This window comes from Tolumonas lignilytica (assembly GCF_000527035.1).
GTDB classification, from domain to species: Bacteria; Pseudomonadota; Gammaproteobacteria; order Enterobacterales; family Aeromonadaceae; genus Tolumonas; species Tolumonas lignilytica.
This window is the reverse complement of record NZ_AZUK01000001.1, coordinates 2,316,532-2,343,518: the sequence shown is the minus strand read 5'-3', so window position 1 is coordinate 2,343,518 and position 26,987 is coordinate 2,316,532. Positions and strand designations below refer to the sequence as shown.

Here is a 26,987-nt window from a genome sequence, read left to right as displayed (position 1 = left end):
GACTGCCATGTTCAACCGATTTCTACGCCTGTTTTCCCCGCTGGCACCTCAGTCGCTGCAGGGAATTTGTTTATTTTGTCGCCAAGCAACCGATCAGGCTCTGCTTTGTCATTATTGCGCCGAAGAACTGCCCCTGCTGGATCATCACTGCCGATTATGTGGCACGCCCATGGCCGGCAAAGAAAACATATGTGGCCATTGCCAACTGCAACCACCGGTATGGGATTTCCTGCATATCCTGGCAGATTATCAATTTCCACTGATTGGGCTAATCCACCAGCTCAAGTATCAGCATAGGCCATTGCCTGCTGTCTTGTTCGGTAAGATGCTGGCTGAGCTCTATCCAGAAGAAGAACCGAAACCCGAAGTTATCCTGCCCGTTCCCCTTCATTGGCGAAGACAATGGCAGCGGGGCTATAACCAGGCACAAGAACTCGCCCGCCCGATAAACAAATATCTGAATATTCCGGTTGATATGCAGCTGTTACAACGTAAACGGGCCACCAAAGTTCAGGCCGGTTTATCCAGGGTTCTGCGACAAAGCAATCTCAAGGATGCATTTCAGATCAGACCGCATCACTATCAGCATGTTGCCCTCTTAGATGATGTTGTCACCACGGGAGCAACGGTCACCGCGCTGGTACGACTTTTGAAAGAAAGTGGTTGCCAACGCATAGATGTCTGGGCAATCTGCAGAACGCAACTGCACGGTGAATAAGTGTTGTGAGATATACGCATTGCAGCGTATGATAATACCTTAGCTATTTAGTCAGGATTAGAGGATGGCGATGATCACAATCTCCGAAAGCGCTCAAGCCCACTTCCGCAAGCTGCTGGAAAAACAGGCGGAAAATACCCATATCCGCGTATTCGTTATGAATCCGGGCACCCCGAATGCGGAGTGCGGTGTGTCTTATTGTCCACCTGATGCGGTCGAACCGGAAGATACCCATCAGCCATTCGATGGTTTTGATGCCATCATCGATCCGAACAGCGCCCCTTTTCTGGAAGACGCCGCCATTGACTTCATCAGCGATCAGATGGGTTCACAACTGACACTGAAAGCACCGAACGCCAAAATGCGCAAGGTGGATGATGACGCTCCGCTGGCCGAACGCGTGGAATATGTGCTGCAATCACAAGTCAACCCGTCTCTGGCGGCACATGGTGGCCGAGTTACCCTGACGGAACTGACTGACGACGGGATTGCCATTCTGCAGTTTGGTGGCGGTTGCAACGGATGTTCCATGGTCGATGTTACGCTGAAAGAGGGCATCGAAAAGCAATTACTTGAACTGTTTCCAAACGAGCTGAAAGGTGTGAAAGATGCCACCGAACATGCTCGGGGTGAACATTCGTTCTATTAATTTTTCAGTAGAAATTGTTTTCATAAAAAACGCCAGCAAATGCTGGCGTTTTGGTAGCGGGCAGAGAAATTACTCACCTTTCTGATCACGCCCCAGCAGCGTCAACGCCGCTTCCTGAGCTGATTTTCCCTGATACAGGATCTGATAAATCTGTTCACAAATAGGCATTTCCACGCCCTGACGTGCAGCCAGTGCATGCACCTCTTTGGTATTACGGTAACCTTCAACCACCTGACCAATCTCGGTCATGGCCTGTTCCACCGTTTTCCCCTGCCCTAATGCAAGACCAAAACGGCGGTTACGGGATTGATTATCGGTGCACGTCAGCACCAGATCACCGAGCCCGGCCATGCCCATGAAGGTTTTGGCATCAGCACCGAGAGATAAACCCAGCCGTTGCAGTTCAACTAATCCACGGGTAATTAATGCGGTTCGGGCATTGGCACCAAAACCAAGACCGTCAGACAGCCCGGCACCGATGGCAATGACATTCTTCACTGCCCCCCCGATCTGCAAACCGATAAAATCAGGGTTGGTGTAGACACGAAATGATTTACCGCAATGCATCAAGGCCGACATATCAGCCGTAAACTGCTCATCGGTTCCGGCAACAGCGATAGCCGTTGGCATTCCAGCCGCCAGCTCCTTGGCAAACGTAGGGCCTGATAACACCGCCAGTGGCGTCTGATCGCCCAATATGTCTTTCGCCACATCACCGAGCAAGCGCCCGTGTTCGGGTTCTAACCCTTTGGTTGCCCAGGCAACCCGCGTATCCGAACGCAAAAATGGCTTGATCCGCTGTAATACTTCGCCAAATACATGACTGGGCACAACGATCAGTAAATCTCGACTGGCTGAAACGGCATACGCCAGATCATTCGTCACTTCTAATGAATCAGGAAAAGCGACTCCAGGCAGAAAAACCTGATTACAGCGTTCTTGCTGCAGACGTTCCACTTCATGCGGGTCATGACCCCACAACAATACCGGCTGACCTTTGCGTGCCAATGAAATGGCAAGGGCGGTGCCATAAGACCCCGCCCCAATCACGCTCAGTGCAACAGAAGAACTCATTACTGCACGCCTGCTTGCGCCTGTTCCGCTTCCAGTTGCGCAATGTGGGAAGCAAACAGCGCATCAAAGTTGACCGGTGCCAGATTCAGTTGTGGGAAAGAACCACGGCTGACCAGACTGGCGATGGTTTCACGAGCATAAGGGAACAGAATGTTCGGGCAGAAAGCACCCAGGCAATGTGCCAGGCTTTGTGCGTCAAGATTAGCCGCAGTGAAGATACCGGCTTGTTTAACTTCACACAGGAACGCAGTTTCTTCACCCAGCTTGCAGGTCACGGTCAATGTTAATGCAACTTCATAAACATCCTGACCCAATACCTGAGTCTGAGTATCCATATCCAGTTTAACTTCAGGCTGCCAATCTTTTTGGAACACAACCGGGGTATTCGGTGCTTCAAAAGAGACATCTTTGATATAGATACGTTGAATTTGAAATTCTGGCTGCGCTTCGGTGTTATTTACTGCTTCTGTCATTTTAATGCCCTTGATATAAGAATTGCCTGTCGGCTGTTATTTGATAATTAAGATTAACGTTTTTTCGTGACTGGTAAGTTACTGGAACGCCACTGAGTCAAACCACCACGCAATAAATAAACCTGGGTAAAACCTGATTTTGACAATTTCGTTGCCGCTGTTTCAGCACGAGAGCCCGTTTCGCAAACGATAATAACCGGCTTCTCTTTATGTTTATCAATCTCGGTGGTATTTCCCTGCTCGATCTGAGCCAGTGGAATATGATGAGAGTTGGCAATGTGACCACGGGCAAATTCATCTTGGGCACGCACATCGACAATGAGCGCATCCTGTTTATTGATCAAGGCAACCGCTGCCTGATGATCGATCTGTTTTACCGGTGATAATGCCCCTTTCACTGCGGAGGCAACCACCGCCGTTGCCAAACCAATCCACGCCAGCACCAACATCTCGTGACGCATAGCAAAATCAATATATTCCTGCATTCTTTTTTCCCAACAACAACTGAAAATAATCGCAACAGTATTACATGTGAACCGGTAGATTTACAGTATTCCCCCGGCAATGAAAATTCCTTCCGTGAAATGCGGGATGAAATGTGGTGAAAAGGTGACTAATCCCACAGATATTGTAGAATTAAACGCAGTCGAACTTGTTTTCGGAAATTCCCAAAAAGAGGCCACACACAATGTCTACAGCTAAAAAGCCACTGGCGCTGATCATCATGGATGGTTGGGGTTACAGCGATAAAAAAGAAGGCAATGCCGTTGCCGCAGCCAACACACCTAATTTGGATGCGCTGTGCGCTAAATATGCCAACACTCAGATCTCCGGTTCTGGTATGGACGTCGGTCTGCCTGACGGCCAGATGGGTAACTCTGAAGTGGGTCATGTAAACATCGGTGCTGGCCGAGTTGTTTATCAAGAACTGACCCGTGTTACCAAAGAAATCCGCGATGGCGATTTCTTCAAAAACGAAGCCCTGTGCAAAGCCGTTGATGCGGCTGTTTCTGCAGGTAAAGCGGTTCACGTGATGGGTCTGATGTCACCAGGTGGCGTTCACAGCCATGAAGACCACATCATGGGTATGCTGGAACTGGCTGCGCAGCGCGGTGCTGACAAGCTGTACTTCCACGCGTTCCTGGACGGCCGTGATGTAGCGCCTCGTTCTGCGCAAGAATCTATCGAGAAATTCGATGCCCTGTTCAAGAAACTGGGCAAAGGCCGTATCGCTTCTATGGTGGGTCGTTACTATGCCATGGACCGTGACAACCGTTGGGAACGTGTTCAGGAAGCGTATGACCTGCTGTGTGAAGGTAAATCTGCGTTCGCTAACTACGCCGATGCAACTGCAGCACTGGCTGCGGCTTACGAGCGCGGTGAAAACGATGAATTCGTGAAAGCCAGCGTGATCGGTACTGATGCTGCTGTGCTGGAAGACGGCGATGCGCTGATTTTCATGAACTTCCGTGCTGACCGTGCGCGTGAAATCACTCGTACCTTCACTGATGCTGACTTCACAGGTTTTGTTCGCAACAAACAGCCAAAACTGGTTGATTTCGTGATGCTGACTGAATATGCGGCTGACATCAAAACTTCTTGTGCTTATCCGCCAACAGCACTGACCAACACCCTGGGTGAATGGCTGGCCAAACACGACAAGACCCAGCTGCGCATTTCTGAAACTGAGAAATATGCCCACGTGACTTTCTTCTTCAACGGTGGTGAAGAACAGTGCTTCCCTGGTGAAGATCGTGAACTGATTGCCAGCCCGAAAGTGGCCACTTACGACCTGCAGCCAGAAATGAGCTCAGGCGAGCTGACCGACAAACTGGTTGCAGCCATCAAGAGTGGTAAATATGACGTGATCGTCTGTAACTACCCGAATGGCGACATGGTCGGTCACACCGGTGATTTCGATGCTGCGGTTAAAGCGTGTGAAGCTGTTGATACTTCTATCGGCCGTGTTGTTGCTGCACTGCAGGAAGTCGGTGGTGAATGTCTGATCACGGCTGACCACGGTAACGCTGAACAGATGACCAACGAAGAAACCGGTCAGGCACACACTGCACATACCAACCTGCCAGTGCCATTGATCTACATGGGCCGTGCAGCAACTGCGGTTGAAGGCGGTAAACTGTCTGATCTGGCGCCAACCATGCTGACACTGATGGGCATGGAAATCCCAGCCGAAATGACTGGTAAGCCACTGATGGTTCTGAAATAATTCTCGCCCATGAGGGCAGAGCAGTTGTTTCCTATGAAATACAATCGCGTCGGCCTGTTGGTCGGCGCGTTGTTTTTTAGCGCCGCCATACAGGCGGAAGATACAAAAAATGTAAACTCCTCGCTATCTAGCGTACGAGAACAAATCCAGCAAAAACAGCAAGCTATACAGGTTCAGAAAAAAGACCTGGCTTCATTGCAACAGCAACTTAAAGCGGATGAAGAAGCCATTGCTGCGGCTAATCAAAAATTACAATACTCCCAAAGCAGACTCAATAAAGTCAGAAACAAGCTACAACAACTGGATGCGCAGCGGGCCAAACTGGAAGCGCAGTCGCGCCAGCAAAAGCATTTGCTTGCCGAACAATTCGATGAAGCCTATCGAATGGGCCAGCATGACTATCTGAAACTCTTACTCAATCAGCAAGATCCGGCTGCCGTGGGTCGCACCATGGACTATTACGGTTATATGAATCAGGCACGTTTACACGTTCTGAAACAGCTGGATGCAACGAAAGCGGAATTACTCCAGAACAAGCAAGACACCAGTGAAAGCAGTCAGGAACTGCGGGCGCTGATTGATGATCAGAAGCTGGATCAACAGTCTTTGCAGCAAAAACAGCAGCAACGGGAAAAAACAGCCCAGGAAATGCACGAATCGCTGCAATCGGATCAGCAGCAACTGACCAAGCTGCAACAGGCAGAAAAAGCCATGCTGCAGAAAATTGAAGAACAGCGTAAACGCATGGAAGAAGAGCGACGCCGTCAGAAAGAGGAAGCCTTAGCCAAAGCGCGGGAAAAAGCCCGGCAGGAAGGCAAGTCGCAAGAAGCGGCTGCCCGTAAGGAAGCTGCCCGTTTGGCGAAAAACGATCTGCAAGGACTGGGTAAATCCGGTCGCATGAGCTGGCCGGTGCATGGACCGGTGATCCGTAAATTCGGAGAGACCCGTACCGGTGAGGTAGCCTGGAAAGGTATTCTGATCAAGACCGGAAGCGGTACACCGGTTAAAGCGGCTGGCAGCGGGGATGTGGTGTTTGCTGACTGGCTGGATGGTTTTGGCAATGTATTGGTGATCGATCATGGTCGCGGATACTTAAGTCTGTATGGTAATAACCAGAATTTGAACAAACACGTCGGCCAGCACGTCAACAGTGGCGAAGTGATTGCCAGTGCCGGCAACAGTGGTAGTGCTGGTGCAACCGGTGTGTATTTTGAAATTCGCAAGGCTGGCAAGCCCGTCAATCCACTTTTATTGCTGGGCAAATAGCCGAGTTAAAAAGACACATAAGGTCAAAAAGACACAGAAAAAACACTGTGTCTTTTTGACTTCAAGTATAAGCACAAACCAACAAATCCATTATTAATCAATAATATAAAATATTGGCACACCCCTTGATATAGCTATTCTCATACTGGCTAATCAACGCAAGGAACAACCAATGTTTTGTATTCAGTGTGAACAGACTATCTCTACTCCGGCTGCTAAAGGTTGCAGCTACACCATGGGCATGTGTGGTAAGACTGCAGAAGTCTCTGACTTACAGGATGTGCTGATTTATCTGCTGCAGGGTGTTTCTGACTATGCCCTGAAGGCCCGCTCTGTTGGCATCGTTGATCGTGACATTGATGCCTATGTCTGTCAGGCACTGTTTTCTACGCTGACCAACGTGAACTTCGATGCGGCCCGCATCATTGCCTTCATCAATGAAGCCCAACAGAATCGTGATTCACTGAAATCCCGCTATGAAGCGGCCTGTCTGTTGGCAGGTAAAGCACCGGAAGTGGCAACCGGCCCTGCAGCCCTGATCATGACGGCTGATAAAGCCGAGCTGCTGGCATGGGCACCGAATGCGGCAGTAAACCGTGATAAAGCGGCGATTGGCGAAGATATTCTGGGTCTGCGTCTGCTGTGTCTGTATGGACTGAAAGGGGCTGCGGCTTACATGGAACATGCCCGCGTATTGGGTCAACAAGAAGATGAGATCGGTGCTGAATATCACCAAATCATGGCCTTCCTCGGTACAGAGCCTACCGAAATGCAACCGCTGCTGGATTGTGCAATGCAGATCGGTCAGATGAACTTCAAAGTCATGGCGATGCTGGATAAAGGCGAAACCGAAACCTTCGGTCACCCTGAGCCAACCAAAGTGAACATGAAGCCGATTGCAGGTAAAGCCATTCTGGTTTCCGGCCATGACCTGCACGATCTTGAAAAAATTCTGCAACAGACCGAAGGCAAAAACATCAACGTGTATACGCACGGTGAAATGCTGCCAGCACATGCTTACCCACTGCTGAAGAAATACCCGCATCTGGTCGGTAACTACGGTTCCGCCTGGCAGAACCAGCAGAAAGAGTTTGCCGCATTCCCAGGCGCTGTCGTGATGACCTCCAACTGCATCATCAACCCGAATGTCGGTAAATATGCTGACCGTATCTTTACTCGCAGCATCGTCGGCTGGCCGGGTGTGACGCATCTGGAAGGTGATGATTTCAGTGCCGTCATTGCGAAGGCTGAGTCACTGGAAGGTTTCCCTTACGATGAAATTCCGCACTACACCATGACCGGTTTTGCCCGCAATGCGCTGATGGCTGCAGCTCCGGCGGTGATCGATCAGGTGAAAGCCGGCAACATCAAACACTTCTTCCTGATCGGGGGTTGTGATGGTGATAAGCAGGAGCGTGGCTACTACACCGAAATGGCGAAAGCCGTACCGCAAGACAGCCTGATCCTGACGCTGGCATGTGGCAAATTCAAATTCAACGATCTGGAATTCGGTGACATCAACGGTATTCCACGCTTGCTCGACGTCGGCCAGTGTAACGATGCCTATTCTGCTATTCAGCTGGCGCTGGCGCTGGCCGACGCGTTTGGTTGTGGTGTGAACGATCTGCCGCTGTCGCTGGTGCTGTCTTGGTTTGAACAGAAAGCCATTGTGATCCTGCTGACGCTGCTGTCGCTGGGCATTAAAGGCATTCGTGTCGGCCCGTCTGTACCGGGCTTCCTGACACCAAACCTGCTGAACTTCCTGAGTGAAAACTTCGATCTGAAAACCATCACCACAGTGGAACAGGATCTGAAAGATATTCTCGCCGCCTGAGAATAAACCGTGTGCGGGGCTGCGCCGCAGCCCTGCCCGGCCGATTGATATCACGACAGGAATTCAGTATGACTTTTTCTTCTCAACCTGCCGTATGGCAAGGCGCCCAGCCGCTATGTTGCATTGAGCGTCGCCAGGAAACAGCAGATGCCGCCACCTTTGTTTTTCGTCCATTGCAACCGCTGGCCGTTTCTTATCAGCCGGGACAATTTCTGCTACTGACAGTGGATATTGACGGGCAACCGCACAGCCGTGCCTATTCACTCTGTTCCTCGCCCAGCCGTTCAGCCGATTTAGCGGTGACGGTTAAACGGGTTGCTAATGGTCTGGTTTCCAACTGGCTGCTGGATCATTTCCATGCCGGTGACACATTAACGGCCCAGCATCCAACTGGCGCATTCTTCCTGCCAGCCGATTATAGTTCAGCCAAAATTCTGTTGTGCAGTGCCGGTAGTGGCATTACGCCGATGATGTCGATGGCACGCTGGCTGCTGGATAACAAACATCCGACCGAAATTTTCTTTCTCTACAGTGCGCGTCATGCCGATGACATCATCTTCCGTGATGAACTGATGACCATGGCTGCGACACATCCACAGTTCAAATTGTTCCTGATCCTCGATACCGTCACGAATGCCTTCCCTTGCTATCAGGGCTTTTTGAATCCGGCACTGTTCCAAGCCTTGGTTCCAGACTTGACTGATTGCCATAACTTTATGTGTGGCCCGTCAGTGTATATGGATGCTGTAGAACAAATGCTGCAAAACCGTGGCTTCCCGATGGCAAACAGCCATAAGGAATCGTTCGCACCTGCCACACCGCTGACTGCAGAGACATCAGATAGCAACCAGCAATTCCGCCTGGATGTTCCGGGCTTTGGTGCCAGCAGCGACATCAGCAATCAACAAACCGTGCTGGAAGCATTGGAGTCACTGCAATTACCCATTATCGGTGCCTGCCGTTCCGGGATCTGCGGTTCCTGCAAGTGCAAAGTGATCAGTGGCAGCGTGGAAGATATCAGTACCCAGCCAGGCCCACTCACCGAAGAAGATAAGCTGCAAGGTTATATTCTGGCGTGCAGCAGCCGCGCCAACTCAGATTTGGAACTGGAGCTTTAATTTATGCAGAAACATCGGATTATCGTTGTTGGTAACGGCATGGTTGGTCACCGCTATCTGGAAGAACTGGTGGATAAAGCCGACCTCAGTCAGTACGAAGTCACCGTTTTTGGTGCAGAACCACGCGAAGCCTATGACCGCGTGCATCTTTCTTCTTATTTCTCGCATCACACCGCCGCCGAATTGAGTCTGGTTAAACCGGGTTTTTATGAAAAACACGGTATCAAGCTATTCCTGAATGAAGCCGTCAAACTGATTGATCGCAGCAAACAGGTTATCGAAACCAACAAAGGTCAGACATTGCCTTATGACACCTTGGTGCTGGCTACCGGCTCTTACCCTTGGGTACCGAATATCGCTGGCAGCGCCCACCATGAATGCTTTGTTTACCGCACCATCGAAGATCTGAAAGCGATCCGTGAAGCCGCCAAACAGGCTAAAAACGGTGTTGTTGTTGGTGGTGGTCTGCTGGGTCTGGAAGCTGCCGGCGCCCTGAAAGCGCTGGGTCTGGAAACGCATGTTATCGAGTTCGCCCCGGTGCTGATGGCGGAACAACTGGATCGTCAGGGCGGCGAAATGCTGCGCCGTAAGATCGAAGGCATGGGCGTTACCGTACATACCAGCAAAAATACCCGTGAAATCGCGCATTATCAGGGCAAAGAAGGTCATCACCAGATGCGTTTTGCCGATGGTAGTGTGCTGGATGTGGATCTGGTGGTGTTCTCAACCGGTATCCGTCCGCAGGATACCCTCGCCCGTTACTGTGATCTGCCGATTGCAGAACGTGGCGGTGTCGAAATTAATGATCACTGCGTCACCGCCGACGAACACATTTATGCCATTGGCGAATGTGCTGCATGGCATGGCCGCTTCTTCGGTCTGGTCGCGCCCGGCTACAAAATGGCACAGGTCGCGGTTGATCATCTGCTCGGCAATGCCAATGCGTTCACCGGTGCCGACATGAGTGCCAAACTGAAACTACTGGGCGTCGAAGTGGGTAGTATTGGTGATGCGCACGGTCGCACGCCGGACAGCCTGAGCTATGTCTATCAGGATGATGCCGCCGGGGTTTATAAGAAAATTGTGGTAAGCAGCGATGGCGCCAAACTGCTGGGTGCGGTGCTGGTCGGTGATACCACCGATTACGGCAATCTGCTGCAGATGAAACTGAACGATATGCCGCTGCCAGCACATCCTGATACGTTGATTCTGCCTGCGCATGCCGGTGCGAAACCGACACTGGGTGTCGATGCCCTGCCAGACAGTGCCCAGATCTGCTCCTGTTTTGACGTCACCAAAGGCCGCATAGCAGAAGCGGTGGCAGCCGGTTGTCACACCGTCGCGGCGATCAAAGCCGAAACCAAAGCTGGTACCGGTTGCGGTGGCTGCGTACCGTTAATCACTCAGGTACTGAATGCTGAGTTGTCCCGTCAGGGCATTGAGGTGAAAAATCACCTGTGTGAACATTTCGCCTTCTCCCGTCAGGAACTGTTCCATCTGATCAAAATTGGCCAGTTGAAAACCTTTGATGACGTGATCAGTAAACACGGTCATGGGCATGGTTGCGATGTCTGTAAACCGGCTATCGGTTCTATTCTGGCTACCTGTTGGGGCGAATATGTGCTGAAAGCGGCGCATACCCCGCTGCAGGACACCAACGACACCTTCCTGGGTAACATGCAAAAAGACGGGACTTACTCCGTGATCCCGCGGATGCCGGGCGGAGAAGTCACCCCGCAGGGTCTGATGGCTGTCGCCGAAGTGGCCCGTGATTATGACCTCTACACCAAAATCACCGGTGCACAACGTATCGGTCTGTTCGGTGCCCGCAAAGAAGATCTGCCGACCATCTGGGAACGCCTGATCGATGCCGGCTTTGAAACCGGTCATGCCTATGCCAAGTCACTACGGATGGTGAAAACCTGCGTCGGCAGCACCTGGTGCCGTTACGGTGTGCAGGACAGTGTAGGTTTAGGTGTAGAACTGGAACACCGCTACAAAGGCATCCGTTCGCCACACAAAATGAAATTTGGTGTTTCCGGCTGTACCCGTGAATGTGCCGAGGCACAGGGTAAAGACGTGGGAGTGATTGCTACCGACAAGGGCTGGAACCTGTATGTTTGCGGTAACGGTGGGATGAAACCACGCCATGCCGACTTGCTGGCCGCCGATCTGGATAAAAAAACGCTGATCCGCTACATCGACCGCTTCCTGATGTTCTATGTGCGTACGGCTGACAAGCTGCAGCGTACCGCCAGTTGGCTGGACAACCTTGAAGGCGGTCTGGACTATCTGAAATCCGTCATCATTGACGACAAGCTCAATATTTGTGCCGAGCTGGAACAGGATATGGCGGCGATCCGTGAAACTTATAGCTGCGAGTGGAAAAACACGCTGGATAGCGAACAACAACAGCTGCGCTTCCGTCATTTCATCAACAGCGCACAGCCCGATCCACTGGTGCAATTTGTATCTGAACGCCACCAGCACCGTCCGGCGAGACCGGAAGAACGTATTCCGACTTACAACATTTCTCTGGAGGAACCGGTATGAGCTGGACCGATATCTGTGCACTGAGCGACATCATTCCCGGCACCGGCGTCTGCGCGTTGCTGGGCAGCCAGCAAGTCGCTATTTTCCGCCCACTGGACAATGATCAGGTGTATGCCATTGATAACATCGACCCGTTCTATCAGGCGAGCGTCCTGTCACGCGGTATTCTGGCCGACTTGCACAATGAATGGTATGTCGCCAGCCCGTTGAAAAAACAGCACTTCAACCTGAAAGATGGCACCTGTCTGGAAAACACAGAGTTTTCTGTCGCAGCCTATGCCGCACGAGTCACCAACGGCCGTATTGAACTCAAGGAGGAGAGATAATCATGTATCAGGAAACCATCGAAAAATGCGCTGCCGTGGCAGCAAGGATCAAGAATACAGCGGGAAACAACCCGATGAGTTTCTGGATCGGCAGCTTGATGGCTGGCGCGTATGTCGGCCTCGGGATCATCTTGATTTTCACGCTGGGAAATCTGGTCGAGCCGACCATCCGGCCATTGGTAATGGGCGCTACCTTCGGGATTGCACTGACCCTGGTGATCATTGCAGGCGCCGAACTTTACACCGGCCATACCATGTTCCTAACCTTTGGAGTCAAAACCGGCAAACTGAATACGTTGCAAGCCACCGGTATTCTGGCGCAATCCTGGACCGGCAATCTGCTCGGATCGATTGGCGTAGCCTATCTGTTCTATCTGGGCGGTGGCGGACAGATCTTGCCAGTTGACGGTAGTCTGCTGCATAAAGTCGCACTGGCGAAAACCACCGCGCCAGCACTGGTGCTGTTTGCCAAAGGGATGCTGTGTAACTGGCTGGTTTGTCTGGCTATCTGGATGTGCCAGCGGGTGGAAGGTTCAGCGAAATTCATCGCGATCTGGTGGTGTCTGCTGGCCTTTATCGCTTCCGGCTACGAGCACTCGATTGCCAATATGACACTGTTTGCTCTTTCCTGGTTTGGTGCACATACCCCGGATTACACTCTTGCTGGCATCGGCCACAATCTGTTGTGGGTGACACTGGGCAATACAGTCTCTGGCGTCTTGTTCATGGGCTTAGGCTACTGGTATGCCACACCACACGCGCAACGGGTAACGAGCACGGCTTCCGTTCGCGGTACACAACGCGTTTAATCCATTCCCTGTTGCTGCCATGCCTGCGGATGGCAGCAACAATGTGACCCTTCTTTCTGTTTCAGAAAAATGTTTTACCTGCCTGCCTTAACTGAATCTATGCTTTAAGAAGGATCCACTGTCTGTTCTTGCCGGCTCATCGGTCGTCTGTGATGAAGAAGAAGCAGCGTGTTGCGAACAATAAATTCTTCACAGAACAAGGAGTTGATTATGAGTCATCTCATGATTGAATACGTCGGAAAAATTGTTTTAGTTAAATTCATGCCCGGTTATGTAGAAAGCGCCGAATCATTGATTCAACCGAATGATCCCGATTGCTCGCAATATTATGTCCGGCTGGCTGGAGTAGAAACTGCTGGGATCTGGGTTGAAAACAAACAGTGGCAAACACAGGATTTCTTCTCCACCCCACCCGATGTCTATCATGCCGCCATCTTTATTCCCTGGCACCAGGTCGAATCGCTGGCAGCTTTCCCTGGTCGCGAATTCAATCACGATGAAGAACCCTACCGTGAAAAGGATATTGGTTTTCTCGCGGCCAAATAGTGACGTTATTGCTGACGACACCTTGGTATATCAACCGAGGTGTCTGTTGAAATGCTATCTTTAGGCTTAACCAAGCAATTAAAGCGACAGACTCCAGCCAAACTCCGTCAGCCGTTGCTGCCAGCGCTCGTCCAACGGAGCCTGAATGGCAATCAGCTCACCCGAATGCGGATGTCGGAAATGCAGTTGATGATGGTGCAGCATCAGCCGATCACAGCCGAATTGTTCGCGGAAAAAACGATTATGCTTGCCATCCCCGTGCGAGGTATCCCCCACGATAGGATAACGCAGATGCGCCAGATGACGCCTGAGCTGGTGTTTGCGTCCGGTCAGGGGCAACAATTTCACCAGACTGTAGCGACTGCTAGGATGCCGTGCCGAGACCGCAAACGGTAGTTCTACCCGCGCCAGACAACGCAGATGAGTTTTCGCAGGTTGTGCCGGTTTGTCCTGATCTGCAAATTTATCCGCTATCCGATCCAATTCTTCCTTTAATGGGTAATCGAGAAATGTTTGCAGCGGAGCCCAGCCTCTGACCAATGCCAGATAAGCTTTCTGCATCCGGTGTCCGGCAAAGGCATCGGTCAGCAAGCGGGCCGTTTCCGGATCCAGAGCAAACAGCAGAATCCCTGAGGTCGGTCGATCCAGACGATGCACCGTATAGACATGTTGACCGATCTGATCACGGGTCATCTGCATGGCAAACTGCGTTTCGCCTTTATCCAGCCAGCTGCGATGCACCAGCAACCCGGCCGGTTTATTGATCGCGACCAGATGTTGATCTTGATACAGAATCTCTAATTTCATTGCAGACGTTCGACCGGTTTCCCGCTGAGTGTTTCATCCAACCGAGCCAAAACATCCAACAACAAGGCATGTTCTTTGAGTTTATTCTTATAAACTTCGGTCGCCATCGGGTAGATAGCCACCGCAGTTGGTAAGGCTTGCCCGGTGGCCAGCATATTGCGAAAACGAACCAGCAGAATGAACTGTAACCATTGATGAAATTCCAGTGTATCAACTGCAAACGGCTGGGTGCTGGCCAATGCGTCTTCCGATGGCATTTCATCCTGCCATAACTCTAAACGCTGCAAAGTCAGCTCCAGCTCTTTCAACAAAAACATCACTTGTCGTGACATAACACACCGATTTCCTGTTACGCTTAAATTCCGGCTAATATATCACTACCGCAGTTTTTTACTGAGTTAAAGAAACTATGACTGACCTGTTGCTGTTATTTTTAATCTGCCTGATCGGTGCAGAAGCCTGGCAACGTCGTCAGCAATCTGAATTAGCAGAACACTTGATCCGCCGCTATTGCCTGAATGCCGACCTGCAATTACTGAGTATTGCGCGTTTATCCTTTGGCATTCCATTGCTCCTGTCTCGCCTCATACAAAAAGCCAATGCCTTCGTATTTGAATACAGTGCCGATGGCGTGAACAAAGCGGAAGGGGAACTCTATCTGACCGGGCTACAGCAACCCATTTTTCGTGTGAACCCGATTGCTACAGAAACACCAGAGCATAATGGTACACAGGGCATCGTCATCAATATGCCAACCCCGCATGAACATCACGATACGCCACCACCTGCGACGACAGGTACGAACAATGTCATTCCCTTCCCCCGGCAACGACACTGAAAACAGATTTATTTTGGGAGCTTCATTCTGATGGACGAAATATTTCGTATCGCCAACCAACTGGCCGCCAATGGTCAAACACCCACCACCGCGTTAGTGAAAGCACGTCTGCGTCAGCCTGTTCCAATGGCGACACTGATCAGCGCCATTCAACGCTGGAAACAAGATCCGCAAGCCTATCAATCATTAGGGATGCCAGGGCAGACAGAAAACGCTTCCGCTGAAAACACAGCCGCAGAGAACACCGAACCCTCATTGGAGCGTCTGCAGCAACAGGTCGAACAACTACAGCAACAAGTGATCATGTTAGCCAAACGTGTCAGCCTGCTGGAACAGTTAGGCGGATAACGCACCCGCTTCCGGTTTCAACGCCAGTGGCGACAGTTTTTGCAAAAACTCCGGTAATGATCTGGCCAGCACCCAACGGGTGGACTGGCCCAGTTGTTCCAGCAACACTTCGCCCGTTTCATTATTCAGACTGATCACTTGCAATTCGTTCGGCACGGTAGCCAGAAACAAGGTGACGGGTAGCTTTAAACGACGCAGCATCAAGACATGCGCCACCAGATTTTTCTGCAACTGCTCAAAATCCTTTTCATTCCAGGGTTGCACTAAGCTCACAGCCAATCCCTTAAAGGACACCGTAATAGTCCCTGCAAATCCCCATCCGTAGTAACTATGAATGGTAGGATGAAATGGGCAGTCCAATGCAGTAGCGATGTTCTGCAGATTAGCCGGTTCCGGCCGTTGCCATGGCTTCCACAACGCTTTATTTGCCGCATCATACCGACACGGGGAAGGTCGTTTTTCATCACTGGCACAGCAAACTTGGATCCCGCGTTGCTGTTGGTAGGCGAACCAGCGTGCAAATACATCAGATAGTGCGCAAATAACTTGATCAGTCACGGTTTTTCCCGACAATTAAAGATACTTGGATTTTAACTGAGCGAACCGCCCATGTCTCATGCATCCCCTTATGAAAATAACCCGCTTCTGGCTAACCTGACACTCGGTCAAAAAACAGACTATGTCGCAGAATATTGCCCGGAACTGTTACAACCTGTTCCCCGACAATTAAACCGGGATGCATTAAATCTGGCCAATATCCTGCCTTTTCACGGCGAAGATTTATGGACCTTGTATGAACTCTCCTGGCTCAACAACAAAGGCAAACCGGTCGTCGCCATCGGTGAAGTCAGAATTGATGCCGGAAGCGTCAATCTCATCGAATCCAAATCGTTCAAACTGTATCTGAATAGCTTCAATCAGACTCGCTTTGCCGATCTGACCACGGTGCGTCATACGCTGGAACAAGATCTGAGCCAATGTGCGCAGGGAACGGTTAAAGTCACCCTCTATCCTTTGTCAGAAGCGGCGCACCATATCCACACCTTCCCTGGCGAATGTATCGATGATCTGGATATCGTGATCGATGATTACCATTTTTCGAGTGATTGGCTGGAACAGGCCGGTGATAGCAACACGCTGGTTGAAGAAACCCTGCACAGTCATCTGCTGAAATCCAACTGTCTGGTGACCGGGCAACCCGACTGGGGCAGTGTGGTCATTCACTATCGCGGCCCGCAAATCAACCGCGAGAAAATGCTGCGTTATCTGATTTCGTTCCGTCAGCATAACGAGTTTCATGAGCAGTGTGTTGAACGCATCTTCGTTGATTTGCAACACCATTGTCAGCCGGAAAAACTTACGGTATATGCCCGTTACACACGTCGCGGCGGTCTGGACATCAACCCATTCCGCAGTAATTGGGAACCCGCGCCGGCAAATATGCGTTTAATCCGGCAATAAACGACAGATAATCAGTGTGAGATATCGCATAATCAAAACTCACTAACCAACAGAAATCTGACGAAAAGATAAATCTATGACGTTACTGCCTCTGGTTTTTCTGTTGAATGGACTCAGCGTACCGTTGCCGGATATGGACAACACCGACTTGCCTGACATTCTGCAGCAGGCTCAGCAAATCGGTCTTTCCAATCCGGATCGTTGCATTCAGCTCACCGAGTCAATGCAACAACTGCAAAACAACCCGTTATTGCCAGGCAGAACAGCCCGAGGAAATCTACCTGCACGGTTGCGTGATAATTTAATGTTACGCACCAGCCGGCAACAGGTCCAGGCGCTGATCATCAATGGCAACTGCTATGCACGGCAGGAACAATACAGCGAAGCATTAGACTCGCTGGTGTATGCCGAAGAGATAGCTACCCGTCAGCATTTTGATGATCTGGCCAGTATCAGCCTGTATAGCCAGGTCGCCATTCTGGGGCTGGATATCAATAAACCGATCCCCGCCCATCATGCATGGCAACGACTCAATGTCCTGTTACAAAACAGCGATAACCCTCACAGTGAACTGCCCATTTATGTGGGTTTACTCAACACCGCACTGGCCATTCACCGGCAACTGCCGGAACTGGCCCGCGAGATGCTGTCACAAGTGCGAACATTGCTGCTGACGCATCCCAATGCAGTACTTACAGTCTGGGCTGATATGCTGGAAGGCGATCTGTTGCACCTGACGAATCAGGATGAGCACAGTCTGCTGGCCTATCATGAATCGTTGCAACAAGCGGAAAAAATCCATCAATTACAGTTACAGCTTCAGTTAACAACCCGGATCAGCGCATTATTTGCTCAGGAACAAGACCTGCCCAACGCCATCGACTACGCCGAGCAAGCACTGGATATTACACAACAAATTGGTAATGACAGTTGGCAGGCTGATGCCATCATTCATCTGGCACAGTTGAAGCGAGAGGCCCATGACACCAATCTGGCGCTCGCCTTATTGCTGAATGCCTCAGGGGTATATAAACACACTGCCCGCCCACAGGATCTGGCAAGGCTACATCTGGAAATCGGTAAGACTTATGAGCAGTTGCATCACTACAATGAAGCACAAACCTATCTGACCGCCGCCTATGAGCTGTTTCAACGTCAACATCTGCCTTATTACGAACGCTTGTCTCTGTTAGCACTGGCTGAATTATATGACCAACAAGATAATCCGGTCCGGGCCATTGTGTTGCTGGAGCAGATGCTGAATACCCCGATTCCGGAACAAAAAAGTCTGGAAACAGAATTGTACCGCTTGTTATCGCTTGCCTATGAAAACAATGGCCAATTCGACAAAGCCTTACTCAATTACAAGTTATACAGCAACAGCCAGCACGATGCTGACGCCAGCAACCCCAGCCCACAAACTGATTTTTTTGCCAATTATACCCGGCTGGATCAGTCGCAACGTCTGCAAGAATTGGATAACGAAAAACGGCGTCTTGATGGTGAATTAAACTGGTACTTTAAGGTCGGCATCAGTGCCGCCCTGATCATGACAATTATGGGAGTGGGTTTGCTGTGGCATATCCGCAAGCTTCGCTTCCTTCGTCAGGAACAGCAACAACTGCAGCAAGCGATTGATTACGATCCGGTTACCAACCTGGGTTCAGCCTATTTGCTACAAAAGGAGTTCGGTAAACACCAAGTTGCATTACAGCCTGGTACCACTGTGCCGTTCCCCGCTACCGTCATGTTATTGTTCAGAGTTAATGGACTGACAGATTTAGAATGTCAGGTGGGGTTGAAAAAAGCACAATCTATCCTGCGTCAGGTCTCACATGCTATCCGTCAGCGCATGCCGGAACAATGCAACTTTTATCTGCTCCCTGATCGCCTGATTCTCTGTACTATCCCTGAAGACGCTACCAACCAATACCACGAAATCATCGTGCGGATAGAAAATCGTATCGGTGTGATTATGCGCAAATATGGACTGGATGAACGCGTTATTTGCGGCAAAGTACAGTATCCTTTCCTGAGTAAATCAGTAAATGCCCTGAAACCGCTGCAAACATTAGAAATTTGTGGCATAGCCCTCGCGGGAGCCATGCAATTATCAACTAAATTATGCAAGAATGTTTGGGTTGAATTATTTGCTATTGATTATCAGCAGGCCGCTTTTTTTAACGGCGAATTGAGAACCCGAACGATAGACGCAATAACCAAAGGATTGGTAAAAGTCAGCTGCTCCGAGAAGCATGCCAATAACATTGACTGGACTGCGTTGCTCTTACCCTCACAGGATAGAGCTGAACCCTGATGAACCGCCAGTTTGAGCATGTTTGCCCTGGAATGAATGAGAACTTTTGGACTAAATAGATGGACGATATTGCCACTGCTAACTTCCGGTTGACCCAACTGAAAACTCGCTTGGAACAAAAAGAGCTCGAGCTTCAGGCATTGGCAGAATCGTCTGATCAAGATAGGCAAACGCTGGACACATTAATTTCCCGTCTGATGCTCGCTTGCCGCGGGCTGGATCGGGAATTAGACAACCGGATGGCACGACTTAAGCCACATCTGGAAAAACACACTGCCATTGAGCAAATTAATGATGATATTAATGCCATTGAATTACTCCTGACCCGTTTTGGCGTTATTCAGGAGCAATTATTGCAGCGCGCGGGTGAACAGGTAAAAAGTAATGCCAATGAACTCATCCGTAACGCCATTCTTCCAGAAAAAGTACGTCGCGAAGCCCGCGAATTCGCAGCTCAGGAAACACCTTACACCTTTGGTGAACACCAACAACGGATCTTCCGGCTGCTGGAAATTTATCAAATGGCGCTTCGCGCTTTGATGCTGCGCCCGAATGAGGTTACGCACACTGACACAGAACAGAGCAGCACCACCGCAAAATCGGCTATCCCTACCACCTATTTGGCCGGTGTCGATGATATCGCCTTATCACTCTCCAGCATCGACCCGGGTCTGTTGACTAAAATCCATGATGAATTACAGCGCTTAATCACAGAACTGGATTTTCAAGGGCCAACCGGAGAAAAACTGGCCGGCATCCGCCGTCAACTATTAAACGGCATTAACTGCCAGGATTTGCCTGCACTCTGTTTAGAACTGGTCGCGCTCATCATCGAAGGTGCGCGTTATGAACGAGCGCAGTCCTATGCGTTTGTGCATACCATCAGCGAAAAACTCCAGCTCAGCAACGCCGATATCACCAGTTATCTGGATACCGCCAAGGAACTGGCCCGGGAAGAGCAAGGGCAGGATCAGAAACTGACCGATCAGATACGTCAGATGCGTCAGTCAGTTGCAGAAAACAATTCGCTGGATGAATTAAAGCGCATCATTCCGGCTCATCTGCTCATCATGGATGCCGTGTTACAAGAGCGATCCCTGCGTCAACGCCGGGAACAGGAGTTGATGGATCAAATTACCTTACTGACTGAACAGCTCAAAAACACCGAAGAAGATGCGATCAATTACAAAAACAGACTCAACCGCCAGCAACAACGGCTGCAAGTGGATACGCTCACCCAGTTGCACAATCGGTCGGCATTGGATGAACGCCTTGCATTAGAATATAAACGCTGGATGCGTTATCAATCACCGTTATGTCTGGCGATTGTCGATGTTGATCATTTCAAGCTGATCAATGATCAATTTGGCCACTTGGCAGGTGATAAAGCCTTAAAAGTGATAGCCAGAGCACTCGGTACCGCATTGCGTGATACTGATTTTGTTGCCCGTTTTGGTGGTGAGGAATTTGTGGTGCTGCTACCTGGCATCAATGAAAACGCCATCCAATTACCGTTGGATAAATTACGCAATGTCATCAAGGGGATCCCGTTTCGTTTTAAAGATGAACGGATCTCCATCAGTATTTCTATTGGTGCAACCTTGTTCCGTAGTGGCGACCGAATTACAGATGCCTTTGAACGTGCAGATAAGGCGCTGTATGAAGCAAAAAATTCTGGTCGTGATCGCATCGTTATTACTCTTTAATACCCGGATAAAACCATGATCACCTATGTAAACCCTGTTGGCAGCATGGCACTGTTGTCCCAGCTGGAGGTCGACGATCTCCAGCAAGCGGCGGCTGGCGAAATTTACCAGCTCTATCGCAATTGCACGCTGGCTGTGCTCAATAGTGGCAGTAAAACCGACTCGTCAAAGGAAATACTCGAAAAATATCAGAATTTTTCGGTCAACATCATCAGCCGCGAACGAGGGGTAAAACTGGAACTGTTTAATGCCCCGACTTCGGCCTTTGTTGACGGAGAAATTATCCGCGGCTTACAGGAACATCTGTTCTCTGTCCTGCGCGACATCCTCTATGTCAGCAAACTGGAAGCAGAAATTGGTCTGAATCTCAGCAATTCCAGCCATATCACCAATCTGGTTTTTTCTATTTTGCGCAATGCGCATACTGTCCGGACCGGCGAAATTCCGAATGTCGTTGTTTGCTGGGGTGGTCACTCCATCAATGACGAGGAATATCATTATTGCCGTGAGGTTGGTTATCATCTGGGGCTCAGAGATCTGAATATTTGCACCGGCTGTGGTCCAGGAGCCATGGAAGGCCCGATGAAGGGGGCGGCAGTAGGTCATGCCAACCAGCGATTCCCTCATCGCCGCTATATCGGGTTATCCGAACCCTCCATCATCGCGGCGGAACCGCCTAATCCGATTGTCACGGAACTGGTCATTTTGCCGGATATTGAAAAACGTCTGGAAGCCTTCGTACGACTGGGACACGGGATTGTGATTTTCCCCGGCGGTGTCGGCACCGCAGAAGAATTACTCTATATTCTAGGCATACTGATGAATCCGGCCAACCAACATCAGCCGTTACCACTGATCCTGACCGGTCCGAAAAGCAGTGAACCCTATTTCCGATCTTTGGATGCCTTTGTCAGAGCGACGCTTGGTGATGCCGCCGCACGCCACTATGAAATCATTATTGGTGATGCCGAAGCCGTGGGTCAGTCCATGAAAACATCCATGGGTCATATTCGCGAGTTCCGTAAAGCCATTGGTGATGCTTACTCCTTTAACTGGTCACTTCATATTCCGCCAGATTTTCAACAACCCTTTGAACCGACACACGAAAATATGGCCAAGCTCGATCTGCATCTGGAACAACCGCCTGAAGATCTTGCCTGTAATTTACGTAAAGCCTTTTCCGGTATTGTGGCCGGTAATGTTAAAGACAAAGGTATCAAAGCCATTGAACAGCATGGTCCCTTCAAGTTATCGGGTGAACAGAAACTCATGCAACTGATAGACAAATTGTTGCAGGATTTTGTAGCACAGCATCGCATGAAGCTACCCGGTTCCACCTATGAACCTTGTTATGAAATTCAACTCTGATTTATGGCCCACCTGCTAATACTGGATGCGCTGAATTTGATCCGGCGCATTCACTCCGTCCAGAGTAAACAGCAACCTGATGATGTGGCAGCACAATTGGCTGCCACCGATATCACCATGCAGCGCGCAGTCAGAACCATCTTACAGGAAGCCAATCCCAGCCACGTCATTGCTGTTTTTGACAGTGAAAGCCCCGGTTGGCGAAAGGAGCTATATCCAGCCTATAAAGAAGGCCGTACCGCAATGCCGGAAGGATTGCGGCAAGGTTTAAATCAGCTGCAAGATTCACTGTTTAAATTAGGGATCGATTCACTGGTCTCGGAAACTGACGAAGCTGACGATTTAATCGCGACTTTGACCAAACCGCTGATGAGCCATCAGCATCAGGTCACCTTGATCTCCACCGATAAAGGCTTCTGCCAGTTGCTGGATCAGGGTTTGCAGATCCGCGATTACTTCAATAAACGCTGGCTGGATCATGCCTTTGTACAACAGCAATATGGATTGCAACCTGCTCAATTAGTGGATTTTTGGGCGTTGACCGGTATCAGCGGCATGAACATCAAAGGCGTCGCCGGTATCGGAGAAAAAACAGCTCAACAACTGCTTACCGAATACGGCACCCTGATGCAGTTATTAAATGCAGACAGCAGCCAGAATAAGAAAGTACAACTGGTGCAGCAAAACCGCGATGTCTGCCTGCTGGCTCAACAGCTGGTTCGCCTGAAAGACGATATTCCACTGGGGTTCAATCTGCGGGATTTGCGCTACCCTCCTCTCGATAAGGCTATTTGCTAGAATAGCCATCCGCACAACATATTACCCTCATTCGGCACTCTTTAGAAAAACAACTGCCACTGCGGAATCGATTTAACATAGATTTTTCTACCAAAGATCAAATTACAAACAATACCCGTATTCATCCCTATGGAAAGAAATTAATCGTCATCTATAGTGATAACTGCCTGGTTATTTTTTGTTCGGCGGTTTTGATGTTTTTCAGAAATAAAAAAAATGACAGCCAATCTGAGCTTCAGTTAGCCACGCTCAAAAAAGTCGAGGCCATTCTCAATGCAATGACAGCACATTGCCCAACAATTGAATTCACCAGCGACGGCACGATCATCAATGCCAGTGATGCTTTTTTATCCGCTCTCGGCGGCTATGCTCGCTCAGATGTTATCGGAAAACATCATCGGATTTTCTGTCACGATGATTTTGTGCATAGTCCGGACTATAAGAAGTTCTGGAGTGAACTAGCCGCTGGAAGACCACAATCAGGCCAGTTCCTCAGAAAGAAAAAAGATGGGTCTGATATCTGGATTGAGGCAACCTATGTTCCAGTCACTGAACAAGGACATGTGACCCGCGTATTTAAATTTGCTGCGGATATTACCGATAAATATCAACAACTCATCCAACAGGGCGCACTGCTCAATGCGGTTGATCGCTCCAATGCCCTGATTGAATTCACTCCATCTGGCGAAATTGTCACCGCCAATCAGAATTTTCTGGATATCATGGGTTATAAACTGGCTGAAATTGTGGGCAAACATCACCGTATTTTCTGTACTGATGATTTTATACAGAAAAATCCCGGTTTCTGGCGTGAGCTGGGTTCAGGCCAATTTAAAAGCGATCTGTTTCAGCGCCTGACAAAATCCGGCGATACCGTCTGGCTGGAGGCCACTTACAACCCGATTTTTGATACCAAAGGTAAAGTAGTCAAAGTCGTTAAAATTGCCGCCGACGTCACCAAACGGATCAATGAACAACTCGAAATCCAAAAAGCGGCTGAAATAGCACACAGCACCTCTGTAGAAACGGCGCAGGTATCAGAATCAGGAGCAATCATTCTCGAACAGGCCGTCAATACCGCCGATCAAATTGCCAACGAAATCGAGAATTCCTTTAATTTGGTTGAGGAACTGAACACCCAGTCGGCCGAGATCTCCAAAATTGTCACCACTATCGGCTCCATTGCTGCACAGACCAACCTGTTGGCATTAAATGCCGCTATCGAAGCCGCCCGCGCGGGTGAACAAGGACGAGGATTTGCGGTCGTTGCCGATGAAGTCCGCAATCTGGCAGCAAAAACAACCCAATCAACCGGTGAAATTGATCAAATGGTATTGAAGAACAACCAACTGGTTACGAGTGCGAAAGTTGCCATGACGCAAGTTACCGCTCAGGCTTCAGACAATTCGCGGCTGATCACGGAAGCAGCGGGGATCATTCAGGAAATACTAAAAGGTGCCGTTCATGTATCAGAAACGGTCGGGCATCTCGTGAATAACTCTGCGCACACCCGTTAATCCACGCAACTGTATCACCAATGAAAAAAGTCACATTAGAGAAAACGGCGCTGAAATAGCGCCGTTTTTAATGTCATCTCAATTGAATGCACCGGAACGGCGCCGTGCTAGTTTCCGCTCATCATAGACGTGCACGGTGATCTCTTCACGATCGTGATACAACTGTTTCGCCTGAATGACATAGTCACCTTCCAGCTCAGATAACCACTCTTTCAAGACAGCCAGGTTATGTTCTACCTCGGCATAGCGTTTTTTCATCGGCAACTTCAGATTGAAAATCGCTTCCTGACAGTATCCTTCGCGAAACCACTGGGCAATCAGATGGGTAATACGGGCCGGCTTTTCCACCATGTCACACACCAGCCAGTAAGGATTTTTCTTGGTCGGACGATATTTAAAACCATCGTCGAGCACGTGTTTAACCTGGCCGGTTTCCATCAACGATTCGGCCATTGGGCCGTTATCCACCGCCGTGACCATCATGCCGCGTTTAACCAGCTGGTAAGTCCAACCACCCGGGCAGGCCCCCAGATCTACAGCGGTCAGACCCGAGCATAAGCGGATTTCGTCATCTTCCACCGGAATGAACATATAGAATGCCTCTTCCAGTTTCAGGGTCGAACGGCTGGGAGCATCCGATGGGAAACGCAACCGCGGGATCCCCATATGGAAAGGCGAATTATTGTTCGGATAAGAATATCCAAGCCATACGGCATCATTTTTCAGGAAAAAGAGGTGCAGCACCGGACGCCGCTCGTTTTCTTCCTGCGTCAATTTACCGGCAGCACGTAACGCCTGACGTAATGGCACGCTGAATTTACGGCAGAAGGTCGATAATTCCTTGGCTTCATTGGTATCCGCTGTTTCTACCCGCAGTTCACCGAATTCCGGCATCCCTTCCAGGGCTTCAATAATTGGCGAAATACGATCCTGCAGATCCATCCCGCTTAATTGCTTGAACACGACCAGCATCTGGCGGGCAAAAATCAGCTCCCGAAATGGTAAACGGCGTGCCAGCTTTTCAGCATCCTGCTCGCCATAACATTCATACAAGACAAAGCCACTGTTATCGATGACACGGGAAAAGCCGAAACACTCCAGTGCCACTGCCTTATCCTGGATCTCCGCGGCCATATCTTTTTCAAATCCCGGACGACAATAGAACATCAGGTGGTTCATTTACGCTTCTCCCCTCACTCACCTTGAAAAAGGCGACACCATACACTGAAGCAGGCAAAGATGCTGCTTTTTTAGTATGTAATCATAGCATCGAACCAAACTCATCTTCTTCCTGCTGTACCATCGCCATGATCCAGTCTCGAAAAGCGGCAACCTTACCCAACGAATCATGACCGGGCGCCATCACCAGATAATAGGCTTTATGACTGTTCAGCGTTTGGGGTAACGGACAAATCAATCGTCCCGCCTTGATTTCAGGGCGAGCCAGTAAACTGTGCCCCAACGCCACTCCTTGCCCCAAGACTGCTGCTTGTAACACCATGGTTGAATGGCTAAAGATCGGCCCTTGTCCAGCATTTGGTATAGACACGCCCGCATCCTGCAACCAGCGCGCCCAGTCACGGCGGGAACCATCATGCAGCAACGTAAAGTTGACCAGATCATTCGCCACCGCTAGTTGCTTGCTTTGTAATAAAGAGGGCGCACAAACAGGAATACGATATTCGGAATGCAGTTTGTATAGCTGCAAATCCGGCCAATGACCGTCGCCATAATAAATTGCTATATCCACATCATCGACCAGGGTCCCATCGTCCTGATCGACCGCCTTAATACGCACATCAATTTCCGGATGCAGCTGGCTGAATAACATCAGACGTGGCACTAACCACTGGATAGCAAAACTGGGCTGCATCGTAACGGTCAGTGTACCTTTGGCACTGCGGGCCATCAGACGTTCGGTTGCCTCACCGATAGAGCTGAAGATAGAACGGATGTCCTGATAGTAACCCTGCCCCTCTTCCGTCAACAATAGACTCCGATTCCGCCGCCTGAACAGCTTTAAACCGAGAAACTCTTCCAGTGTCTTAATTTGATGACTGATTGCGGCTTGCGTGACAAACAGCTCTTCCGCCGCTTTGGTAAAACTAAGATGACGGGCTGCAGCTTCAAAAGCTTTTAGCGCATTCAGTGGCGGGAGCCTTCGCAACATAGGAAATCACATCTTTTCTTGCAGAATTGATATCCATTATATAAAGCGGCTTTCTTAATACAGA

General features: G+C 49.9%; 26 protein-coding genes and 1 pseudogene. 19 read left to right on the top strand and 8 right to left on the bottom strand.

Annotation, left to right across the window (positions count from 1 at the left end; translation table 11 throughout):
- The first annotated feature begins 7 nt into the window (after positions 1-7).
- Together H027_RS0110940 and nfuA are read left to right on the top strand one after the other, a co-directional pair.
- Positions 8-718, top strand: a complete 711-nt coding sequence (locus H027_RS0110940; RefSeq protein ID WP_024872498.1) for a ComF family protein — start codon at positions 8-10, stop codon at positions 716-718.
- A 70-nt stretch (positions 719-788) separates the two neighbouring features.
- Positions 789-1,367: a Fe-S biogenesis protein NfuA gene (gene nfuA, locus H027_RS0110935; RefSeq protein ID WP_024872497.1), complete on the top strand. Its 579-nt coding sequence runs from the start codon at positions 789-791 to the stop codon at positions 1,365-1,367.
- Positions 1,368-1,436: 69 nt separating this feature from the next.
- Here the strand turns inward: nfuA and gpsA are convergent, their stop codons facing one another.
- From gpsA to H027_RS0110920, 3 genes are read right to left on the bottom strand one after another with little or no spacing between them, the layout of a single operon-like run.
- On the bottom strand, positions 1,437-2,441 hold the full coding sequence (gpsA, locus tag H027_RS0110930; protein ID WP_024872496.1) for an NAD(P)H-dependent glycerol-3-phosphate dehydrogenase: 1,005 nt from the start codon (positions 2,439-2,441) through the stop codon (positions 1,437-1,439).
- Positions 2,441-2,914 (bottom strand): protein-export chaperone SecB, encoded by a 474-nt coding sequence (secB, locus tag H027_RS0110925; protein WP_024872495.1) that lies wholly within the window; start codon positions 2,912-2,914, stop codon positions 2,441-2,443. Before secB ends, gpsA begins: the two co-directional genes overlap by 1 nt.
- Positions 2,915-2,967: 53 nt before the next feature.
- On the bottom strand, positions 2,968-3,399 hold the full coding sequence (locus H027_RS0110920) for a rhodanese-like domain-containing protein (RefSeq protein ID WP_024872494.1): 432 nt from the start codon (positions 3,397-3,399) through the stop codon (positions 2,968-2,970).
- Positions 3,400-3,602: 203 nt separating this feature from the next.
- Between H027_RS0110920 and gpmM the strand changes: the two genes are divergently transcribed.
- The 8 genes from gpmM to H027_RS0110880 all read left to right on the top strand — a co-directional run bounded on the left by gpmM (position 3,603) and on the right by H027_RS0110880 (position 13,593).
- Positions 3,603-5,141 carry a 2,3-bisphosphoglycerate-independent phosphoglycerate mutase gene (gene gpmM, locus H027_RS0110915; RefSeq protein ID WP_024872493.1) on the top strand — a complete coding sequence of 513 codons (1,539 nt, stop codon included), beginning with the start codon at positions 3,603-3,605 and terminating at the stop codon, positions 5,139-5,141.
- A 33-nt stretch (positions 5,142-5,174) separates the two neighbouring features.
- On the top strand, positions 5,175-6,407 hold the full coding sequence (gene envC / locus H027_RS0110910) for a murein hydrolase activator EnvC (RefSeq protein WP_051448983.1): 1,233 nt from the start codon (positions 5,175-5,177) through the stop codon (positions 6,405-6,407).
- A gap of 172 nt (positions 6,408-6,579) precedes the next feature.
- Positions 6,580-8,241: a hydroxylamine reductase gene (gene hcp / locus H027_RS0110905; protein WP_024872491.1), complete on the top strand. Its 1,662-nt coding sequence runs from the start codon at positions 6,580-6,582 to the stop codon at positions 8,239-8,241.
- Positions 8,242-8,309: 68 nt separating this feature from the next.
- Entirely contained in the window at positions 8,310-9,359 is a 1,050-nt protein-coding gene (locus tag H027_RS0110900; RefSeq protein WP_024872490.1) for an FAD-binding oxidoreductase, read from the top strand.
- A 3-nt stretch (positions 9,360-9,362) separates the two neighbouring features.
- Positions 9,363-11,912, top strand: coding sequence for a nitrite reductase large subunit NirB (nirB, locus tag H027_RS0110895; RefSeq protein ID WP_024872489.1), 2,550 nt, complete (start codon positions 9,363-9,365; stop codon positions 11,910-11,912).
- Positions 11,909-12,238, top strand: coding sequence for a nitrite reductase small subunit NirD (gene nirD / locus H027_RS0110890; RefSeq protein WP_024872488.1), 330 nt, complete (start codon positions 11,909-11,911; stop codon positions 12,236-12,238). The genes nirB and nirD overlap by 4 nt, the downstream gene beginning before the upstream one ends.
- Before the next feature lie 2 nt (positions 12,239-12,240).
- Entirely contained in the window at positions 12,241-13,047 is an 807-nt protein-coding gene (nirC, locus tag H027_RS0110885; RefSeq protein WP_024872487.1) for a nitrite transporter NirC, read from the top strand.
- A 210-nt stretch (positions 13,048-13,257) separates the two neighbouring features.
- Positions 13,258-13,593, top strand: coding sequence for a hypothetical protein (locus H027_RS0110880; protein WP_024872486.1), 336 nt, complete (start codon positions 13,258-13,260; stop codon positions 13,591-13,593).
- A gap of 78 nt (positions 13,594-13,671) precedes the next feature.
- Here the strand turns inward: H027_RS0110880 and truC are convergent, their stop codons facing one another.
- Together truC and H027_RS0110870 are read right to left on the bottom strand one after the other, a co-directional pair.
- On the bottom strand, positions 13,672-14,400 hold the full coding sequence (truC, locus tag H027_RS0110875) for a tRNA pseudouridine(65) synthase TruC (RefSeq protein ID WP_024872485.1): 729 nt from the start codon (positions 14,398-14,400) through the stop codon (positions 13,672-13,674).
- On the bottom strand, positions 14,397-14,732 hold the full coding sequence (locus tag H027_RS0110870; RefSeq protein ID WP_024872484.1) for a YqcC family protein: 336 nt from the start codon (positions 14,730-14,732) through the stop codon (positions 14,397-14,399). The genes truC and H027_RS0110870 overlap by 4 nt, the downstream gene beginning before the upstream one ends.
- A 77-nt stretch (positions 14,733-14,809) precedes the next feature.
- Between H027_RS0110870 and H027_RS18395 the strand changes: the two genes are divergently transcribed.
- Positions 14,810-15,238, top strand: coding sequence for a DUF3301 domain-containing protein (locus H027_RS18395; protein WP_024872483.1), 429 nt, complete (start codon positions 14,810-14,812; stop codon positions 15,236-15,238).
- 30 nt (positions 15,239-15,268) lie between these two features.
- Entirely contained in the window at positions 15,269-15,586 is a 318-nt protein-coding gene (locus tag H027_RS0110860) for a hypothetical protein (protein ID WP_024872482.1), read from the top strand.
- Here the strand turns inward: H027_RS0110860 and syd are convergent.
- Positions 15,575-16,144 carry a SecY-interacting protein gene (syd, locus tag H027_RS0110855; RefSeq protein ID WP_024872481.1) on the bottom strand — a complete coding sequence of 190 codons (570 nt, stop codon included), beginning with the start codon at positions 16,142-16,144 and terminating at the stop codon, positions 15,575-15,577. The two genes, H027_RS0110860 and syd, sit on opposite strands and share 12 nt — an antisense overlap.
- 51 nt (positions 16,145-16,195) lie before the next feature.
- Between syd and queF the strand changes: the two genes are divergently transcribed.
- From queF to H027_RS19370, 7 genes and pseudogenes are all read left to right on the top strand, one after another.
- Positions 16,196-17,047 carry an NADPH-dependent 7-cyano-7-deazaguanine reductase QueF gene (gene queF / locus H027_RS0110850; protein WP_024872480.1) on the top strand — a complete coding sequence of 284 codons (852 nt, stop codon included), beginning with the start codon at positions 16,196-16,198 and terminating at the stop codon, positions 17,045-17,047.
- A 76-nt stretch (positions 17,048-17,123) separates the two neighbouring features.
- Positions 17,124-19,364, top strand: coding sequence for a tetratricopeptide repeat protein (locus H027_RS0110845; protein ID WP_024872479.1), 2,241 nt, complete (start codon positions 17,124-17,126; stop codon positions 19,362-19,364).
- A 59-nt stretch (positions 19,365-19,423) separates the two neighbouring features.
- Positions 19,424-21,070, top strand: coding sequence for a GGDEF domain-containing protein (locus tag H027_RS0110840; RefSeq protein WP_024872478.1), 1,647 nt, complete (start codon positions 19,424-19,426; stop codon positions 21,068-21,070).
- Positions 21,071-21,085: 15 nt separating this feature from the next.
- Positions 21,086-22,438, top strand: a complete 1,353-nt coding sequence (gene ppnN / locus H027_RS0110835) for a nucleotide 5'-monophosphate nucleosidase PpnN (protein WP_024872477.1) — start codon at positions 21,086-21,088, stop codon at positions 22,436-22,438.
- Between the two features lie 3 nt (positions 22,439-22,441).
- A complete protein-coding gene (xni, locus tag H027_RS0110830; protein ID WP_024872476.1) occupies positions 22,442-23,236 on the top strand; it encodes a flap endonuclease Xni in 795 nt (264 codons plus the stop codon).
- Positions 23,237-23,430: 194 nt separating this feature from the next.
- A pseudogene (locus H027_RS19375) lies at positions 23,431-24,204 on the top strand (PAS domain-containing protein); the annotation flags it as partial.
- Positions 24,205-24,354: 150 nt separating this feature from the next.
- Positions 24,355-24,753, top strand: a complete 399-nt coding sequence (locus H027_RS19370) for a methyl-accepting chemotaxis protein (protein ID WP_420804658.1) — start codon at positions 24,355-24,357, stop codon at positions 24,751-24,753.
- 78 nt (positions 24,754-24,831) lie between these two features.
- Here the strand turns inward: H027_RS19370 and rlmM are convergent, their stop codons facing one another.
- A complete protein-coding gene (gene rlmM, locus H027_RS0110820) occupies positions 24,832-25,932 on the bottom strand; it encodes a 23S rRNA (cytidine(2498)-2'-O)-methyltransferase RlmM (RefSeq protein ID WP_024872474.1) in 1,101 nt (366 codons plus the stop codon).
- Between the two features lie 82 nt (positions 25,933-26,014).
- Complete coding sequence (locus tag H027_RS0110815; RefSeq protein WP_024872473.1) at positions 26,015-26,923, bottom strand: transcriptional regulator GcvA; 909 nt, start codon at positions 26,921-26,923, stop codon at positions 26,015-26,017.
- Between the last annotated feature and the right edge of the window lie 64 nt (positions 26,924-26,987).